General features: G+C 31.4%; 16 protein-coding genes. 13 read left to right on the top strand and 3 right to left on the bottom strand.

Translation table 11 applies throughout. The features are described from left to right. Positions 1-125 precede the first annotated feature (125 nt). The 3 genes from H9L18_RS10920 (at position 126) to H9L18_RS10910 (ending at position 3,175) form a co-directional block, all read left to right on the top strand. Complete coding sequence (locus H9L18_RS10920; protein ID WP_126792340.1) at positions 126-599, top strand: GNAT family N-acetyltransferase; 474 nt, start codon at positions 126-128, stop codon at positions 597-599. A 58-nt stretch (positions 600-657) separates the two neighbouring features. Then, positions 658-1,230: a TetR/AcrR family transcriptional regulator gene (locus H9L18_RS10915; protein WP_126792342.1), complete on the top strand. Its 573-nt coding sequence runs from the start codon at positions 658-660 to the stop codon at positions 1,228-1,230. Positions 1,231-1,381: 151 nt separating this feature from the next. Further along, positions 1,382-3,175 (top strand): oleate hydratase, encoded by a 1,794-nt coding sequence (locus tag H9L18_RS10910; RefSeq protein WP_126792344.1) that lies wholly within the window; start codon positions 1,382-1,384, stop codon positions 3,173-3,175. A 51-nt stretch (positions 3,176-3,226) separates the two neighbouring features. On the opposite strand, the gene H9L18_RS10905 is transcribed toward H9L18_RS10910, so the two are convergent. Then, on the bottom strand, positions 3,227-3,583 hold the full coding sequence (locus H9L18_RS10905; protein ID WP_126792346.1) for a thioesterase family protein: 357 nt from the start codon (positions 3,581-3,583) through the stop codon (positions 3,227-3,229). Positions 3,584-3,736: 153 nt separating this feature from the next. Here H9L18_RS10905 and H9L18_RS10900 point away from each other — a divergent pair, with 153 nt between their 5' ends. From H9L18_RS10900 to H9L18_RS10880, 5 genes are all read left to right on the top strand, one after another. Then, positions 3,737-4,876: a trans-sulfuration enzyme family protein gene (locus tag H9L18_RS10900; protein ID WP_126792348.1), complete on the top strand. Its 1,140-nt coding sequence runs from the start codon at positions 3,737-3,739 to the stop codon at positions 4,874-4,876. A gap of 142 nt (positions 4,877-5,018) precedes the next feature. Next, a complete protein-coding gene (locus H9L18_RS10895) occupies positions 5,019-5,774 on the top strand; it encodes an ABC transporter ATP-binding protein (protein ID WP_126792350.1) in 756 nt (251 codons plus the stop codon). Beyond that, positions 5,764-7,347 carry a hypothetical protein gene (locus H9L18_RS10890; protein ID WP_126792352.1) on the top strand — a complete coding sequence of 528 codons (1,584 nt, stop codon included), beginning with the start codon at positions 5,764-5,766 and terminating at the stop codon, positions 7,345-7,347. The genes H9L18_RS10895 and H9L18_RS10890 overlap by 11 nt, the downstream gene beginning before the upstream one ends. Before the next feature lie 11 nt (positions 7,348-7,358). Next, entirely contained in the window at positions 7,359-8,858 is a 1,500-nt protein-coding gene (locus H9L18_RS10885) for an AcpB/EbpR/MafR family transcriptional regulator (RefSeq protein WP_126792355.1), read from the top strand. Positions 8,859-8,935: 77 nt separating this feature from the next. Continuing rightward, positions 8,936-11,164 (top strand): GH25 family lysozyme, encoded by a 2,229-nt coding sequence (locus H9L18_RS10880; protein ID WP_126792357.1) that lies wholly within the window; start codon positions 8,936-8,938, stop codon positions 11,162-11,164. A gap of 46 nt (positions 11,165-11,210) precedes the next feature. On the opposite strand, the gene H9L18_RS10875 is transcribed toward H9L18_RS10880, so the two are convergent. Then, complete coding sequence (locus H9L18_RS10875) at positions 11,211-12,332, bottom strand: VanZ family protein (protein ID WP_126792359.1); 1,122 nt, start codon at positions 12,330-12,332, stop codon at positions 11,211-11,213. A 104-nt stretch (positions 12,333-12,436) separates the two neighbouring features. Next, positions 12,437-12,820: a hypothetical protein gene (locus tag H9L18_RS10870; RefSeq protein WP_126792361.1), complete on the bottom strand. Its 384-nt coding sequence runs from the start codon at positions 12,818-12,820 to the stop codon at positions 12,437-12,439. Positions 12,821-12,911: 91 nt separating this feature from the next. On the opposite strand from H9L18_RS10870, the gene H9L18_RS10865 reads away from it, so the two are divergent. The 5 genes from H9L18_RS10865 to H9L18_RS10845 all read left to right on the top strand — a co-directional run bounded on the left by H9L18_RS10865 (position 12,912) and on the right by H9L18_RS10845 (position 19,065). Beyond that, the gene (locus H9L18_RS10865) at positions 12,912-13,586 is read left to right on the top strand and encodes a response regulator transcription factor (RefSeq protein WP_126792364.1); all 675 of its coding nucleotides are present in this window, start codon (positions 12,912-12,914) and stop codon (positions 13,584-13,586) included. After that, positions 13,586-15,091, top strand: coding sequence for a sensor histidine kinase (locus tag H9L18_RS10860; RefSeq protein ID WP_126792366.1), 1,506 nt, complete (start codon positions 13,586-13,588; stop codon positions 15,089-15,091). The genes H9L18_RS10865 and H9L18_RS10860 overlap by 1 nt, the downstream gene beginning before the upstream one ends. Positions 15,092-15,234: 143 nt before the next feature. Further along, a complete protein-coding gene (gene asnB / locus H9L18_RS10855; protein WP_126792368.1) occupies positions 15,235-17,070 on the top strand; it encodes an asparagine synthase (glutamine-hydrolyzing) in 1,836 nt (611 codons plus the stop codon). 22 nt (positions 17,071-17,092) lie between these two features. Then, positions 17,093-18,346, top strand: coding sequence for a carboxylate--amine ligase (locus H9L18_RS10850; RefSeq protein WP_126792370.1), 1,254 nt, complete (start codon positions 17,093-17,095; stop codon positions 18,344-18,346). 5 nt (positions 18,347-18,351) lie between these two features. Beyond that, complete coding sequence (locus H9L18_RS10845) at positions 18,352-19,065, top strand: amino acid racemase (protein ID WP_126792372.1); 714 nt, start codon at positions 18,352-18,354, stop codon at positions 19,063-19,065. Positions 19,066-19,264 lie beyond the last annotated feature (199 nt).

The following is a 19,264-nucleotide window of genomic DNA, read 5'->3' as shown; positions in this document are numbered from 1 at the left end:
CATGAAACTAGTTATGACTAATCAAATTTTTGATTAGTATAACTAGTTTTTTTAGACTAAAAAAATTGATTTTTCTGATAATTCATGTATGATAGGTTTTAAAAATAAAATTAAGGAGGCACATGATGACATTACGATCAATGACAGCAGAAGATAACGAAGGGGTAAAACAGTTAATTCAATCATCTTTGAAATCTTTAGGGCTTGATAAACCAGGAACGGCATACTTTGACCCAGAGTTAAATAATTTATTTTCATTTTATGATAAGCAACCAAAATCAGCTTATTGGGTGGTAGAAGAAAATGGAGTGATTGTTGGTGGTGTAGGAATTGCTCCTTTTAATGAAACCACATGTGAACTTCAAAAATTATATGTTGATGCTTCTCAACAAGGAAAAGGTTTAGCAAAACTATTGATGGATCAAGCTTTGTCTTTTGCAAAAGATAATTATGAAGCATGTTATTTAGAGACCCATTCTGATTTAGGAGCTGCTTGCCATTTATATGAAAAATATGACTTTGATTTATTAGAAAGCCCGTTAGAAGGATCTGTTCATTCCTTTATGGATAAGTGGTATTTAAAAGGGTTTACTTCTTAAGTTTACTTAGAAATTTAGAGAATAGGTGTTATAATTGTTAGTGTTAGGCGGTGGAAGAATGGCAAAAAAATACACGAAACAATTGATTCACGATACCTTTATTCAAATGCTAAACGATGAACCACTTAAACGAATTACAGTAAAAGATTTAGCTCTTGCCTGTGAAATTAATCGAAATGCTTTTTATTATTACTATGCGGATATTTATGAGTTGTTATCTGAAATTTTTGAAACTCAAATTCAATTGGTAGTAGATGAGTTTAATGATACAAATTCCTGGGAAGAAAGTTTTATTAAGGCAACAGATTTTGCGTTAGCTAATAAAAAAGCTATTTATCACGTTTATGATTCAATGCAACAAGATGAGTTAATTAAATTTATTTATGACGTTTCAGGCAATATGATGACTGACTATATTAAAAGAGAAAATGAATCTATTCAGGCAACAGAAGAAGATCAACGTTTAATTGTGAGCTTTTATCAATGTGCTCTTTCTGGGATGGTTGTTGCGTGGCTAGAAACAGGTATGAGAGGCGAGCCTAAAGAAATCATTGAAAGAATTGGTTATTTATTTGATGGTAATATTGCGCTCTCTTTAAAAAGAAGTATTTCAGATAATTATAAAAACTAGGCATATGAATCTTAGTGCCTAGTTTTTATACAAATTAAACGAGTGTCTTATTTTTAGACATTCGTTTTTTGTGTCTAATGATTATCAATTGATCTAGGATTATACTAATTGTGTTGAAGGAAATTAGATAATTAGAAAGTGGGAATTGATCATGGAACTTAAAACATTTGATCCTAGATTAACATTAACAAACGGAAGCTATCATTCATTGGTTCAAGCCAGAAAACCTGAAGGCATTGAAAATAAGAAAGCTTATTTGATTGGTACTGGTATTGCTTCATTAGCAGCAGGTTGTTTTCTAATTAGAGATGCCCATATGGATGGTAGTAAGATTGTCTTTTTAGAACAATTAGATAAAGCAGGCGGTTCTTTAGATGGAAACGTTAGACAAAATGCTGGTTACGTTGCTCGTGGTGGACGAGAAATGGGACATCATTTTGAAGTACTTTGGAGTTTATTTAGTTCTTTACCGGCAACAGAAGATCCAAGTATGAGTGTTTTAGATTACTTTTATTATACTAATTATGATGATCCTAACTACAGTAATTGCCGTGTGACTGAAAATCGTGGTGAAAGATACGATGATGGCAAGTTTAACCTTGGACAAGACTTGGCTAAAGAGTTAGCTGAATTTGTGATGATGAGAGATGAATTATTAGAAAATAAAACAATAGAAGATATTTTTTCAAAAGAATTATTAGAGAGTGATTTTTGGTTATATTGGAGAACAATGTTTGCCTTTGAAAATTGGCATAGTGCTCTAGAAATGAAACTCTATATGAATCGTTTTATTCATCATGTGGACGGTTTACCAGATTTATCTGCTTTACAGTTTTCAAAACATGATCAATACACATCATTTGTTCTTCCAATGGTGAAATATTTAGAAGAACATGGTGCAAAATTTGAATATGGTGTAACTGTTGATAATGTTATTTTTGATATTAATGATCAACATAAAGTAGCTAAAAAAATAGTAGCAAGTGATGCTAATGGAAAAGATGCTTCTATTAATTTAACAGAAGATGACTTGGTTTTCATTACTAATGGATCTATTACAGAAGCTTCTGGTTATGGGGATGATCAAACACCTGCTCCATTTAATCGTGAATTAACAGGTTGTTGGAATTTATGGCAAAATATCGCTGAGCAATCACCAGAATTTGGTAAACCAGAAAAATTCAACTTTGATTTGGAAAAATCCAATTGGGAATCTTGTACAGTTACGTGTCATAATGACAGGGTACCAAAATACATTGAAAAAATTACTAAACGTTCCCCTTATGGAGGTAAAACAGTCACAGGAGGTATTGTTACAGCGAAAGACTCATCTTGGCTACTTAGCTGGACTATTAATCGTCAAGAACAATATGTTGAACAACCAAAAGAAGATGTTATTGTATGGGTATATGGGTTATTCTCAGATGTTGAAGGAGACTATATCAAAAAAACAATGAGAGATTGTACAGGTAAGGAAATTACTAAAGAATGGTTGTATCATATGGGAGTACCAGTCGGTGAAATTGATGAACTTGCCGAAACTTGTACAGCAGTTCCAGTTATGATGCCTTATATTACTGCACAATTTATGCCAAGAGAACAAGGAGACCGTCCGTTTGTCGTTCCAAGTAAAGCAGTCAATTTTGCCTTTTTAGGTCAGTTTGCTGAAACGTTGGATAATCCAGGAAGAGATACAGTATTCACGATTGAATATTCAGGTAGAACAGCAATGGAAGCAGTTTATGTCTTAACTGGAGTAGAAAAAGGAGTGCCAGAAGTCTTTAATTCAAGATATGATGTTCGTTATTTACTTTATGCGGGACTAAGCTTACTTGATGGAGAAACACCAGATATCAAATTACCACATCTTGTAAAACATGAATTAACTAAAAAAATAAAAGGAACTGATATTGAGGCTCTTTTAGAAGAATATCATATTATTTAAAAGCAATAAAAATCACCAAAGTGCTAAAAAGCATTTTGGTGATTTTTTAAATTATTCTTTATCAATAATAAATCGTGAGTGGGTACCTCGACCCACAATATCTTCATCTGAGGTTGCTGTAACAGAAAATGTTACTTTTTTTCGATCAATATCAATAACAACTGCTTTTACATGGACAACTTGTCCTACTCGTAATGATTTATCATGAGAGACATTGACATGAGTTCCAACAGATGTTTGATTTTCAGGTAATGTTTCTTTTAACAAACGATAACTAGCTGACTCCATTTCCTGGATCATATCTGGTGTTGAAAAGACATCAGGTAAACCTTCTTCAAATCTAGAGGCTATATTTGTTTCATTAACTGTAATTTCTTTTTCAAAAGACAAGCCAATATCAAGTGTCATACTAACAGCTCCTTTAATTTAACAAGATTAATACTATCTTACCTTTTAATGAGGTTCTTTTGGGAGTTTATTAGTGTGTTTTAATAAATATTGTTAACGCTTACTTCTGAGTGTATGATGAAACATAAGGAGTAAGTCGAAAGGATGTTTAGTATGTTAGAAAACACAAAATTAATTCATGGTTATCCTGTTGTGGATAAATATACAGGAGCAGCATCAATACCAAAATATCAAACGTCAACATTTAATCAAAAGGATGTCTTTGAAAAACAAGATTATAGTTATACACGTTTTGGAAATCCAACGGTAGCAGCTTTAGAAGAAGGAATTGCAACACTTGAAGGAGCAAAATACGGTTTTGCATTTTCATCAGGTATGGCAGCTATCTCTACTGTTTTAATGTTAATGGAAACAGGCAATCATATTATTGTCCCAAATGAAGTTTATGGAGGAACCTGTCAGTTTGTTAAAGACATCTTACCAAGCTATCATATTGAATCATCATTTGTTGACTATAGTGATATTGAAACTGTTGAAAAAGCTATTTTACCAAATACGAGAGTTTTATACATTGAAACACCATCAAATCCACTTTTAAAAGTAGCTGATATCAAAAAATTAGTTGCTCTTGCTAAAAAACATGAATTAGTAACAATTATGGATAATACGTTTATGACGCCTTTATACCAAAAACCACTTGAATTAGGGGTTGATATTGTTATTGAAAGTGCGACAAAATTTTTAAATGGCCACAGTGATGTTGTCGCTGGTTTAGTGGCGCTAAATGACGAACGAATTGCTGAGCAGTTAACTGTCTATCAAAAATCATTTGGCTCAATCTTAGGAATAGAAGATGCTTGGCTTATATTAAGAGGAATGAAGACAATGGGAATCCGAATGGAAAAAAGTTGTCAAAATGCAGCAACGATTGCTGAATTTTTAGAAAAACATCCTAAAATTGAGAAGGTATTCTATCCAGGACTAAGTAGTCACCCAGATTCAGACGTTCATCTAAGTCAAGCGAAAAATGGGGGAGCTGTTTTATCCTTTGAATTAGGTAGTGAGGAAAACGTTCATACTTTTACAACGCATTTAAACTTACCGATAATTGCTGTTAGTTTAGGTGGAGTTGAATCTATTGTTTCTTATCCTCGTACGATGTCTCATGCCTGTATATCTGAAGAAGAACGATTAAAACAAGGTGTGACACCTGGTTTACTACGCCTTTCTTGTGGTATTGAAGATACAGAGGATTTACTGACTGATCTTGAACAAGCATTAAGTTACCTTTAAATAACATTAAAATAGAGCAAACGTCCTGTTTGCTCTATTTTTTTTACTTTTAAACCAAGATAAATCTAATTAGTTTTTATTTTATTGGCTTAAATAAGGTATAATAAAGGATAATAAATATTTAAATAGGGAGTTTGTTCAGATGATTGTTTTGGAGAATGTTAAGAAAAGGTATGGAACTAAAGAAGCGTTAAAAGGATTATCGTTAACGATACCAGAAGGAAAGATATTTGGCTTTCTAGGTCATAATGGTGCTGGAAAATCAACGACCATTAAAAGTTTAGTAAGTATTACGATGCCAACATCAGGTGATATTTATTTTGATGGAAAAAATCTAAAGGAACATCGTTTAGAAATAAAAAAGAGAATAGGTTATGTACCTGATACGCCAAATATCTTTTTACAATTGACTGCAATGGAATATTGGAATTTAATTGCTGCTGCTTTTGATTTAGAAGAAACTGAAAAAGATAAGCAGATTCAAGTATTAGCTAATTTATTTGAGATTAATGCTCAAAAGCATAATCAGATTGATAGTTTTTCTCATGGGATGAGGCAGAAAGTCATTGTTATTGGTGCGCTATTATCAAATCCAGATATTTGGATTTTAGATGAGCCTTTACAGGGATTAGATCCTCAGGCTGCTTATGACTTAAAGCATTTGATGAAACAACATGTTGAACAAGGAAAAACAGTTATTTTCTCTACTCATATTTTAGATACGGCTGAGCAGCTATGTGACGAGTTAGCGATTTTAAAACAAGGAGAATTAATTTATAATGGTTCAGTGAGTGAACTTTTAGAAAAACATCCAGGGCAGTCTCTTGAAACCATCTATCTATCAATGATTGGTAGTAAACAGGAAGAAGAGATTGGAGGAAGAGTTGATGAACAATAAAAGACAATTAAAAGAACTCTTTAAAGTGAATTTACTTTATGCCAATCCTCAAGTAACTGATCAGTTAAGAAAAAAAGGTAAGTATGGAAATGATATCTTTAAAAGCATTTTACTTCAACAAGCATTTTTAGGAATTCTTTTTGTTGTTTTGTATGGGGCAAGTATGTTCATTATTGATTTTAGTACTTTACCAGGTGTTTTTACTAATTACATGGCCATGTTTGGTATTTTAAGTTTTTCTCAGGGTGTATCAGTTGTTTTTAATGTCTTTTTTGATAGTAAAGACTTTGAGGATTACTTGCCACTCCCCTTTAGTGAACGAAATATATTTCTTGCGAAGATGTTAATTGTTGGTTTTTTTCTATTGCCATTTTCACTCCCAATAATTGCTCTCTTTATTTTGACGGCCATTAGGAGTAGTGTGACTGCTATTTTGATGGTGCCAATCAGTATAGTCGTTTTTTTACTTTTCTTTGCTATTTTGTTAACTTTAGTTATTTGTCTAGTTTCTCTTTTGGTTCAAACAAAAGTCTTTAACCGTTTTAAAACGTTGTTAACAACTCTTTTAATGTTTATTCCAACAGTCGGAATGCTAGCTGGGATGATGTATTTGAATCACAAACAAAGTGAAGTTTTTGATTCAGGCGTTATTAAAGATCAAACAGTTATTCCTGTTTTAGATGTATTCCACCAACTACTAGTTTATCCTTTTTCATTAAAGAGTGTTATTGGAGTTTTAGGATTACTCGTCCTTTGTTTTGGCTTATCCTTTTTTATTAAAAAACGTGTACTACCAAGTATGCAAAATAATTATCAAACATTACAAGCTGCTCCTAAAACAACAAGTTATAAAGGTTTACGGAGTCAACTGATAAAGTATCACTTTAATCTAATTAAAAATCCAACTCTTCAAATGCAAATGTTGTCATCTTTAATTATTTTTCCGGTTATATTTTTAGTACCAATCTTGATTAATGGACAAGGTAATTTTAGCTTTTTAACGATTGACTACTTTATTGTTCTAGTTGTTGGAGGTATTCTTTTTTCTGCCTTTACGTTAGGAGCAAATTCATTGGCAAGTGTTATTATTTCATTAGATCAATCGAATCTTACTTTTATCAAATCGTTGCCTATTTCATTTAAAGAATATATTAAACTAAAATTCAATTTTGCTTTTATCTTACAGACAGTATTAAGTTCAGTTATCATATTAGCAACTTGTCTATTGGTTAAATTAAATGTTCTTTTAATGATAGGTATGTTAATTGGGAACTTTTTTGGTTGTTATGCTGGTACGTCTTACTACTTAAAGAGAGATTCCAAGTATTTATCGCTAAATTGGACAAATGTGAATCAATTATTTAACCGAGGGATGGGATCTTTTCAAGTTGTTGCTAGTCTTTTTGGTGTTATGTTAGTCGGTGGTATTATTATTCTTGTTTTAGTGACGATAATTAATATAACAACGCAGGTATTACTTGTTAATCTCGTTGGTCTACTTCTTTTAATTATTGTTCTAGTTGCTTATCAAATGTTTATTAATAAAAACTTTTGGAATGATTTAAAAGAATAGGATGAATCTCAATGGAGAAAGATATTTTAAATTTACTCGATACGCAAAATAAAATTATGTTAAATATTTTAGATTTGGTTTCTGAAAGCCACAGATGGTATACAGTTAATGAAATAAGTCATGAGCTAAATGTCGTTGAAAGAACTGTACAGCGTTATATTCATCGGTTGAAAGAAACAATCGACGATTACAATGAGGAACGAAATCATCACATTGCTCTTAGCTATGAAAAATACAAAGGTGTTTTATTAGAGATTGACAGTGGTAGTAATTACATGGAGCTAAAAAGTTATATTTTAGAAAATGACGAGACGATGAAAATTTTCAAATTAATTATTTTTGAAGAGTTTCAGTCAATTCAAAAATATGCTTCAACTTACTTTGTCAGTGAAAATGCGGTTAGAAAATCTTTAAAGAAGATAAAAGATTTTTTAGGTATTTACCATTTATCATTATCAAGAAGTACTTTTATTATTGAGGGTGAAGAAAAGCAAATACGATTAATTATCTATATTAGTGGATGGATTATCTTTAAAGGAGTCACTTGGCCATTTGATTTTATTAGTCAGGAAAAGATTTATTTGTCTGTAGATAGTTTTTCGGAGGAACTTAATCTAGGGTTTTCAATTATTCATAGAAAACAAATGGCCTATATGTTAGCCGTAAATATTTTAAGATTAAGAAAAAAACATGTTATTGAGATGGAAGAGGAATGGAAGGATTATGCTAATTTGCCTAAACTAATGGCTAATTTACCAGTCTTAAAAGAATTTGCTGATGATTATAATATTTATATTGAATCTGAACTCTACTTTTATTTGGTGTTGATTCAATTGAAAACTAAGTTTTATGAGTCAGAAAGATATCGCAAAAGCGTTTTTAAATATCATAAAAAAATGAATTCAACTGTCTATCGAATTACAGAACAATTTATGACTGATTTTCAGTCGGAAATTGCTGAAATTCCAGAAGAGTTAGAGGAACGTTTTTTTGTAACTGCTTTTTGTGCCCATTTATTCTGTCAGTTATTTAAGAGTATTCAGGTAGATATTGATGGCTATTTAATCTTTTCAGATCTAGAAAATGATTATCCTAATTTGTATGAAAAATTATCTTGTTTATTAAGAAAAATGGCTGAAGAAAATGATGCTGAACTTCTTTCAAAGGAAACTTTTTTAATCCAAAAATACATGTTACTTTTTTCATCAATTTCACAACTAACTTATTATGAACCAGAAATTCAAATTTTCCTTGATAGTGATTTACCATATTTTGTAAAGAGTAGTGTAACGGATCAAATTGTTAATCGTTTCAAATATGAATTTAATTTGACGTTTATTGAAGCAAATGACGAGGATTCAGCTGATTTAATATTGACAAATATTCCGAATGTGTTGGAGGAAGAATTAAGATTCTCTCATAAAGTTCATTTGTTCGAATTTCCTTTTAATCAAAGGGATTTCCTTGAAATTGAGAGGAAAGTAAGAGCAATTTCTCAAGAAAAGATATAAGACATTAAATAAGTTGTTTACAAGATTATAACCTATGATAGAATGGGAAATAGACAATAATATTGGCGGATGATTAAGTGTTTAGAAAAAAAGGATCGCATTTTTTATTAGCGACTCTTGTGTTAGGGAGTCTATCTGTTTCGACTACTGTTTTAGCGGAGTCAACTCAGGCAAGTGAAGTTAAAGAAACTAGCTCAACAATCGTTGGAGATGCAGTTGAGAAAGATTTAAATGGTACTACTGATTTAGAAGAAAAAAATCAACCTGTAGTACCGGAAGTTGAAGAAAAAGCTACAGAAGTTTCCATTGATTCAGAAGAAGTAAGTGAATCAGATGAAGCAGTTTTAGATGAAGAAGAGGATGAGTTTTATTATCCTACTAATCGCTCAGATTTAGAACCAAGTTTTAGAGCTTTCGCAGCTCCACGAGCAAAGGCAAAAGATGATAATTTATCTATTACTGATAAGAACAAACCTAGAGCGGACTTTATCGATATTTCTTCTCACAATTATGATATTTCAGTTGAAGAATTTAATATTATTCGTTCATATGGCGTAAAAGGAGTTGCGGTTAAACTAACAGAAGCGACTAGTTATCGAAATCCTTATGCCAAAAATCAAATTGCTAATGCAAAAGCAGCAGGTTTAATTGTTTCTGCTTATCACTATAGTTGGTTTGAAACGACTGCTCAAGCTAAAGCAGAGGCACAGTACTTTGCTAAAATGGCTAACGAGTTAGGTTTGCCAAAATCAACTCTTATGATTAATGATTTAGAAGACAACAAAATTAAATATAAAAATGGACATACTGAAAATGCCAAAGCATTTGAAAATGAGTTAAACAGACAAGGTTTTAGCCGAGTGAATCATTATTTAGGATTACATTGGATTAGAGAAAACCGTATTAACACTGCACAATTAGGAAATGAAAAAGTTTGGGTAGCAGCTTATCCTTTTACACCAACAAGTCAGCAACAACATACGCAATATGGTGCATGGCAATGGTCGTCAAAAATGACTTTCCCAGGTGTTCACGGAGTCTTTGATATTTCAAGTGATTACTATGGTAGTTATTCAGAACAAGCTATTAGTAAGCCGTTACCACCACAAGGAAATTATATTTCAGATGGTAGATACGTTGAAATTACTAAAAAGAACTATAGTAGATGGTCAAGCTTTGACTGGGACTTCAGAGGAAAAACAGATGAAATTTACGGTAAAATATTCCAAGCGAGAGGTCGTTATCAACATTTAAATGGTTCTACATACTTTTCTTTATATGATAACGAAGGCACTTGGTATGGCTATTTGAATGCTGATGCAACTACTGTTTTAAATGGACCACAAGGTAGATACATATCAGATGGCCGTTATGTTTCTATTAGTAAAGATAACTATACGATTTGGTCGAATTTAAACTTTAGTAGTAAAAAAGGGATGACAAAAGACGTTTACCAAAAAACGTATCAAGCTAAAGGACGTTATGAACATTTTAACGGAAGTACTTACTACTCACTTTATGATGGAAATGGTACGTGGATAGGTTACTTGAATGATGGCGGAGCTAAGACTATTCCAAATAGAAGTGGTGTTTATATATCAGACGGACGACATGTTACGGTTACAAAGAAAAATTATAATACTTGGCAAAATTTCTCTTGGAAAGTAAGAGAAAATTCAAGTGAGGTTCATGAGAAATCTTTTGTAGCTAAAGGGCGTTACGAACATTTAAATGGTTCAACTTATCTTTCTTTATATGATGAAAAAGATAGTTGGCATGGGTATATCAACATAAATGCAACTAAAGTGGGAGACGGCGCTCAAGGAGCGTATATATCAGACGGTAGATACGCTACAATTAATCAAAAAGATGAAATTTTATTTAATGATTTTAATTGGAAAGAGCGTAAGTCAACTAACGAGGTTTATGAAAAAACGTTTAATACACGTGGTCGTTACCAACACATGAATGGCAAAACTTATTACTCATTATATGATTCAAATGGTAAATGGCATGGTTATGCTGAATCTAGTCTTCTGAAGTTTGGTAATGGTAGACAAGGAGCATACATATCAGATGGTAGAACAGTCAAAATAACTAAAAAAAATTATAGCGTTTGGTCTAACTTTAGTTTTAAAACGGAGAAACATAATACAAGAAATCTTCTTAATAAAACTTTTGTAGCTAAGGGACGCTATGAACACTTTAATGGTTCAACTTATCTTTCGTTGTATAATAATAAAGATGAGTGGATGGGTTATTTAAACGCTAACGCTGCGGCATTTGAAGAAGTTATAGAAAAATAGTTTAAAAATAGGTAGAAAAACTTAAATTAGTTTTTCTACCTATTTTTTATTTTGTATAACGTTTCATTTTAACGGAAATAAATCGATTGAAGAAAGGTTCTTCTCTTTTTTGAACCCAATCTCTAAGAATCATTAACCAAAATAAACCCCAGGTAAATAGAGTAGCTAAAAAAAGAATTAATTGAGCAGAAACCGTATAGACATTGTCTGATTGTTTACTGTTCATAACTAAAGTAGCTTGGCTTAATAACGAAGGAAAATAAATCATTAAAAAGCGATAAACTAACTTATAGAAATCCTTTAGTGAAGTAACATCAAATTTAATTTTTACGATTTTACCACCAATCGTTTTACCATCTGTTATGATTGGAAAAATAACAATCATTAGAAAAATAAAAGCGGTATTGCACCAAAATAAGTAATTACCATGAAAAACAATCGTAGCAAATAGGCTTCCTAAAAATCTGGCAATAGCCATACTAACAAATATTTCGATTAACTGTGCTCCGTAAGAAGCTAATTGATGTTGGTCGTAATGCTTATCTTTTTGATGAATCTGATCTCGACTAGGGATCAACATAAGTAGTATAGGAGCAAAGAAAAAACCAATCATTCCACCTAATGTATTCATTAATAAATCATCTACATCAAATAAACGATACGGGTACGCATAATAACCGAATAAAGCTGTTAGTTGAGAGACTTCAAAGAATAAAGTAACAGAAAAAATAATTAAAAGAGCGAGATACCATTTGTTTACTTTCTTCAAGAAAAATCTGAGATAGACTCCTAGAGGAAATAATAAAGCTATATTGAAAGCTACCTCTAAAAAGGTGAAGGATTTAAATAAAGTAGGATAGGTTCGAATATTATTAGGAACAAATCCAGGAACTTGTTGGAAATTATGAATCATATTGAAGGGTTTTAATTGCGTAAAAACATGATCTTTAAATTCTAAATCGTTATTTCTGTTTTTAGGTAATGGCAAACTAACTAAGAAAAAGGCTGTCAAACAATAATAAATAAAACTAAAAATAATAACATTACGCCAAAAGTTAAAATAACCATATTTTCGATATTGATAAATAGTCCAAGGCATAGTACCTAAAAAAGCAATGACAAAAAAAGTGAAAAATGCTGTGGACAATGGAATAGCATATGAAGCCATTGGATACTCCTCCTTTAGTACTATCTTATAAAAGAGGCTGTCTGATGTACAGAAAAAATGACTAACATTTTTGTAAGGCGCACAAAGATGTTAGTCTTATTTAATTAATAATTATTCATTCTCATATGACGCCCAGAGTTGCGATGTCTTCCACGACCACTACCATTATCGTCGTGACAACCTCCTCTTCTACGACTAAAATTTTCTTCTTTAGAGCTGTCCTCTTCTTTTAATTCATCATAGTAATCACAATTTTCATTATGATACCCTTTTTTAGGTCCGTCACAACGATAAGAGTCGCCATTCATTTGATGCCCTTCTCGTTGACAATAGCTATTTTCTTCATTCCTAACTGGTTTATTTTCTTTAGGTGCCACAGTAGTCTCTGAACGATTCTGATTGGTAGTGCTTGCTAGAGTCATTGTACCAGCTACTAGAAAAATACCTATTAAACCTAAAATACTTGTTATAATAATTTTCTTTTTCATCTTAAACCTCCTATATATATTTGATATAGTAAGTATATAAGACAAATGTGGCAGAATTATGTCATAGTAAAAAAATAGCGGGAGAAAAACGATGAAAATACTAATTATTGAAGACAATCAGTCGTTAAGACAAATGCTAGGTCGCTTTTTAACAAATGAAGGATATAAAGTTTTTGAAGCAGAAAGTGGAGAAGAGGGACTAAAACTATTTTCTGAGGAAGTAATTGATTTAGTCCTACTAGATATCATGCTTCCAGGAATAGATGGGTTTGAAGTTTGCCAAGAAATAAGAAAACAGTCGATGGTACCAATTATTATGATTACAGCTAAAAGTGAGGATCATGATAAGATACTTGGTTTAGATGTAGGAGCAGATGATTATATCGTTAAACCATTTTCTCATCAAGAAATAGCAGCTAGAATTCGTGCTATTATGAGAAGAATTGAACCAAAAGGAAATCAAAAAAATATTCTTTCGGGACTAACTGTGAACCCAGAAACCTATGAAGTGAAATTATTTGAAGAATCAGTTCATCTAACTAAAAAAGAATTTGAGTTACTGCATCATTTGATTGAGCATCCAAATCAAATTTTTACAAGAGACCATCTTTTAGATAGTGTCTGGGGAATGGATTATTTTGGTGATTTTAGAACAGTGGATAGTCATATCAAACGACTTAGAGAGAAATTAAAACATGAAACTACTGTTAACTGGCAAATAAAAACAGTTTGGGGAAAAGGTTATTTACTTGAGGTATCTAAATAATGACTAAACGAAAAATTGTGACACGATTAATTCGAAACTATACGATTATTTTAGTTTTATTTGCTGGTGTTATGTTAACAATATTTTTTACCCTACTGAATAAACAAGAAAGTGAAATTCACTTAAATCAACTCCAAGAGCAAGGAGATACGATTGCCAAAAACATAGAAGAAAGTCAAATTGAAAATGAGGAAAGAGCAGAAGAATCAACAAGCAGGCATAGTCGAATGAGACATCGAATGGATCGACAATCTAGTACTCAATCCTATCTTGAATTAATTAGTCGCTTATCAAATGATGATATTTTTATCGTGGATGATTTTGGGAATCCTTTGTATAGTAGTAATCATATGAATCAAGAAGAACCAAAAGAGCTAGATGAAGAAGGACGATTTATTTTAGATAAAGTTCAAGGAGTAAAAGAGCCTGTTTTTTTTGAAAAAGGCACACTTAAGGACAATAATAGAATTGGTTACGGTGTTCCATTGAAAAATAAAGAGGGAAATGTGTATGGTAGTGTTATTGTTCTTTCGACTAAAAAAGGAAGCTTTACTCAATCTTTAGCAGATTATCGATTGTTGATTTGGAGCCTATTAATTGCTCTTTTAATTACCGTTCTTATTTCAATTGGTATGGCTAAACGTTTTGTTAAACCGATTCATGAAATGGGAGAATTTACAGATGAATTAATTAAACAAAATTATCAGTCAAGCCTTGATATCAAAACAAAAGATGAATTAGCAGAACTCGGAAGCAAATTGATTGTTCTAAAAAATCGGTTGTTGAATGCTCAAAAAGAACAAGATAATAAAGAAAGAAGTCAAAAATTGTTCTTATCTCAAATCTCTCACGAATTAAGAACTCCTGTTATGGTCATAAAAAATTCTTTAGAGACATTGAATGATGATTTTTTAAATGAATTCGAAAGAAAAGAGTATCTTTCTCATTTAATGGTTGAAATCGAACAATTGAACTTACTTGTTAATGATCTATTGGAATTAAGTAGATTACAATCAACAGAATTTTCTATAGTAGCAGAAGAGGTTAATTTAAACTATGTCGTTGAAGATGGAATCAGATCTTATCGTCCTATCTTGATTCAAAAAAAACAAGTGGTTAATTTTTCGAGTAACTTATCAGAAAGAGATGTCTTTATTGGTGATTACCAAAGACTCCTACAGTTAATCAAGATATTAATAGATAATGCATCGAAATACAGTGAGAAGGACCAAACTATTTTTATTGTAGTAGACAAAAGCTTGGATGAGATACAGCTAATTATTTCAAATAAAACAAATCAGAGATTGAATCAATCAGAATTAAACCATTTATTTGAAGCTTTTAATCGGGGGAATGTTCAAAATGAAAACGGGCATGGACTGGGCTTAACTATTGCTAAACAGATTACTAAAAGGCATGGTGGTGCCATTTCATTTAATGTTTTAGAGAATCAACAAGTAGAAGTGAGAATTAAATTTCCCCTGAAAAAAGAAAAAAAGTTATAAAAAAATGTTAATAATTAAGAAAAGAATGAGTCAAAGTCTTTAATTTATTGTCTTTTTCCAGTATACTTGTAAATTGATACGTTACATGTTTAAATAGCTTGTTATAGCTTTTTTAAATAACTAGATAGATGGAGGATTATAAAATGTGTGGATTTGTAGGATATATTAATCACCCAACAACAGCGTCAGAAACCCTAAAGAAAATGACAGATAGAATTGTCCATAGAGGACCAGATGATGAAGGTTTTTACCAAGATGAGACAATTTCAATGGGATTTAGACGATTATCAATTATTGACTTAGATCATGGTGCTCAACCAATGAGTAATCAAGATGATACGAAAGTATTGACATTTAATGGTGAAATTTATAATTATTTAGAATTAAGAGAAGAATTAATCGGACTGGGTTACAACTTTAAAACAGATGTGGATTCAGAAGTATTAATTCATGGCTACGATGCTTGGGGAGAAGGTTTACTAGACCGAATCCGTGGTATGTATGCTTTTGTTATTTATGACAAAAAAAATCAAGAAGTATTTGGAGCAAGAGACCATTTTGGAATCAAACCATTATACTACTATAAAGATCAAGAAAATTTCATGTGGGGATCAGAAATTAAAAGCTTTTTAGATCACCCAGGATTTATTAAAGAATTAAATGAAGAGTTATTACCTGTTCATTTGAGTTTTGAGTACATTCCAAGTGATGAAACAATGTTTAAAAATGTTTACAAATTAAACCCAGGTCACTTCTTCAGATTTAAAAATAATAAATTATCAGTTCAAGAATATTATCATTTTGAATTCAAGGAAGATAAAACTGTTGATATGGAAACAGCTAAAAAACAAATTGTTGAAACAGTTCAAGAATCAGTGAAAAAACACATGATCGCTGATGTTGAAGTTGGTAGTTTCTTATCAAGTGGGATTGATTCTAGCTACATTTTAAATGAAGCGTCAAGAGATCGTGATATTACATCATTCTCTCTAGGATTTGATGATGAAAAAATTAGTGAGCTTCCTTGGGCAGAACAATTTGCTGAAGAGATCAATCAAAAAAATGTGCCAATCATGATTAATGATGAAGACTTTTTCAATATTATTCCTAAAGCAATGTACCATATGGATGAACCATTATCTAATCCATCTGCTTTACAACTTTATTTCTTGTCAAAAGAAACAAGCAAGCATGTTAAAGTTGCTTTATCAGGTGAAGGTGCTGATGAATTCTTTGGAGGTTATAATACTTACCTAGAAGCAAATACTTTTGAAAAATATGAAAAATTTACTACTTTACCAATGAGAAAACTTTTTGCTCAAACAGCAAAACGTATGCCACATTTCCACGGAAGACGATTCTTAGTTCGTGGGGCACAAGATATAAGTGAAAGATATTACCGAGTAAATTATGTCTTTAATGAATTGGAAAGAGAAGAATTATTAAAAGATCCTAAATACAATAAACCTTCTTCTGGATTTGTTAAAAATATTTTTGCTGAAGCAAAAGATAAAGATTCTATTACACAAATGCAACATTTCGATATCCACGCTTGGTTAGCTTATGATATTTTACATAAAGCAGACCGTATGAGCATGGCGAATTCATTAGAAGTTCGTACACCTTTAGTGGATAAAGAAGTAGCTGCAATTGCTCAAAAAATGCCAACAAACACTCGTGTAAAAGATGGTGTAACTAAAGTAGCTTGGCGTCAAGCCTCTGAGAGTCAATTACCAGAAAGAATTGTTAACAGAGAAAAATTAGGTTTCCCATCACCACTAGCAACATGGTTAAAAGAAGATAAATACCAAGCATTAATCAAAGAAGCGTTTAACTCTGATATTGCTAAGAAATTCTTCAATGTAGACTATTTAAATAGATTGCTTGAAGAACAAAAACAAGGAATTGCAAATATGCAAAAGATATTTACAATTTATACCTTCATTGCGTGGTATCAAGTATTCTTTATAGAAAACTAATTATAGAAGGGGATAGATTGACGTGACGACAATTAAAAAGGACTTTATTCCAGTATTACTAGGTGGAGACTTAAATCTATATGGAATGGCGCGGTCTTTTTATGAGTTAACAAACAAACCCGTTAGAGTAATAGCAAGTGCTCAAATTGCTCCCACTAAATATTCTAGTATTCTAGATATCGAGTATGTTTCTAACTTTGATACGGACCCAACTTTTATTGAAAAAATGCGAAAAGTATCTGAAGAATATGCTGATTCAGATGTTCCTGTTATCTTAATGGGAATGGGAGATTGGTATACAGAATTAATATCTAGACATCGTGAAGAACTATCTAAAACTTTTATTTGTCCATATATTGACAAACAATTAGAAAAAGAATTAGAGAATAAGGAAAGCTTCTATGCAATTTGTGAGAAATATGATTTACCTTATCCAAAAACCAAAGTTCTTACAAAAGAAATGGTAGAAAATAAGGAAGAACTACAACTTTACGATTACCCAGTTGCTTTAAAATCTGCTAATAGTGTGACTTGGAATGATTTTGAGTCTCCTATTAAAGAGAAAGTTTATATTATTGATAATCAAACAGATTTTAACCGTATTATTCATGGTATTTATAAAGATGGCTACGAAGATAATATGATTTTACAAGAGTTCGTTCAAGGGGATGAAAGTCCAATGCGAGTTCTAAATGTATACGTGGATAAAAATCATAAAGTAAAAATGATGTGTCTTGGTAATGCTGTTTTAGCAGACCCAACTCCATTAGGTATCGGTAATTACCTAGCCATTATTCCTGATTATAATGAAGAAATCTTTAATCAAGTTAAGTACTTCTTGGAAGATATTAATTACACAGGATTTGCTAACTTTGATTTGAAGTATGATATCAAAGATAAAAAATATAAATTTTTCGAGATTAACCTAAGACAAGGAAGAAGTAGTTTCTTTGTTTCTCTAAACGGTATTAATTTAGCAGAATGGGTTGTCAGAGATTATGTTTATGACGATTTAAAAGATAAAGAGATGTTTGTTGCAGACATCTCTGATGAAGAAGGTAAACTATGGTTAAATGTTCCGGTTGATGTCTTCAATAAATACACACCAGAATCACCATATAAAGAAAAGGCAAAACGAATGATTGCTGAAAAACGTTATGGTTATACGTTTTATTATGAAGGGGATAAAAGTTTTAAACGCTATTTATTACTCCAACGCATGTTCCGTTATTACCGAAAAGCGTTTAAACAATATGGTGATCGTGTCGGGAGGTAAGTTATATGGATAATTTTTTTACCATCATTGGTGGCATGGGAACTATGGCAACAGAGCTATATATTAAACAAATTAACCAGAAAACACCTGCTAAAAATGACCAAGACTATTTAAATTATGTGTTAGTTAATTATTCAACAATACCAGATAGAAGCACTTATTTAATGAGTAAAGATGAGAGTATCAATCCACTTCCTTATCTTTTAAACATTATTAAAACTCAAGGTGCTTTGAATCCTAAGTTTTTTGTTTTAACTTGTAATACAGCACATTATTTCTTTAATGAATTAGAAGCAGCGACTGAGATACCAATTCTTCATATGCCACGTTTAGCAGCCAAAGCGGCAGCTAAATCATTTCCAAAAGGTACAAGGGTTGGAATTATCGGGACAGAAGGAACTATCAAAAATCAAATATACGACCCATTCATTTTAAATGAAGGATTCAACTTAATTCATCCAACATTAGAAATTCAACAAATGGTTAGCACATTGATTTTTGATAAAATTAAACAACAAAACGTTTTAGATGTTGAGTTGTATAATCAAATATTATCTAAAATGTTTGATGAATTAAATTGTGAAGTCGTTATACTGGGATGTACAGAACTTTCTTTAATGGAAGATATCGAAGGTTATAAAAATCCTTGTGTGATTGACCCGCAAAATGTACTAGCTGATGAAAGTGTTAAATTAGCTCTTTCTTATCGCAATAAGTAGTTAACTAAATAAAATAGTTTTTAAGTATCAGATAAAAGTTAGAATTGCTTTTTTCTGGTACTTTTTTTGATTTGCTTGTCTAGTTTTAGCCGTCGTTACCTTTTTTTATTACCTTTAGTTAGCGATTATCATATGTTAAAATAGTAAATGAATAGATATAACAAAATTAAGTTATATTAGTATTTTTACTGGAGGAAAA

Source organism: Vagococcus carniphilus (genome assembly GCF_014397115.1).
Lineage (GTDB): Bacteria > Bacillota > Bacilli > Lactobacillales > Vagococcaceae > Vagococcus > Vagococcus carniphilus.
This window is presented reverse-complemented; position numbering and strand designations above follow the sequence as displayed.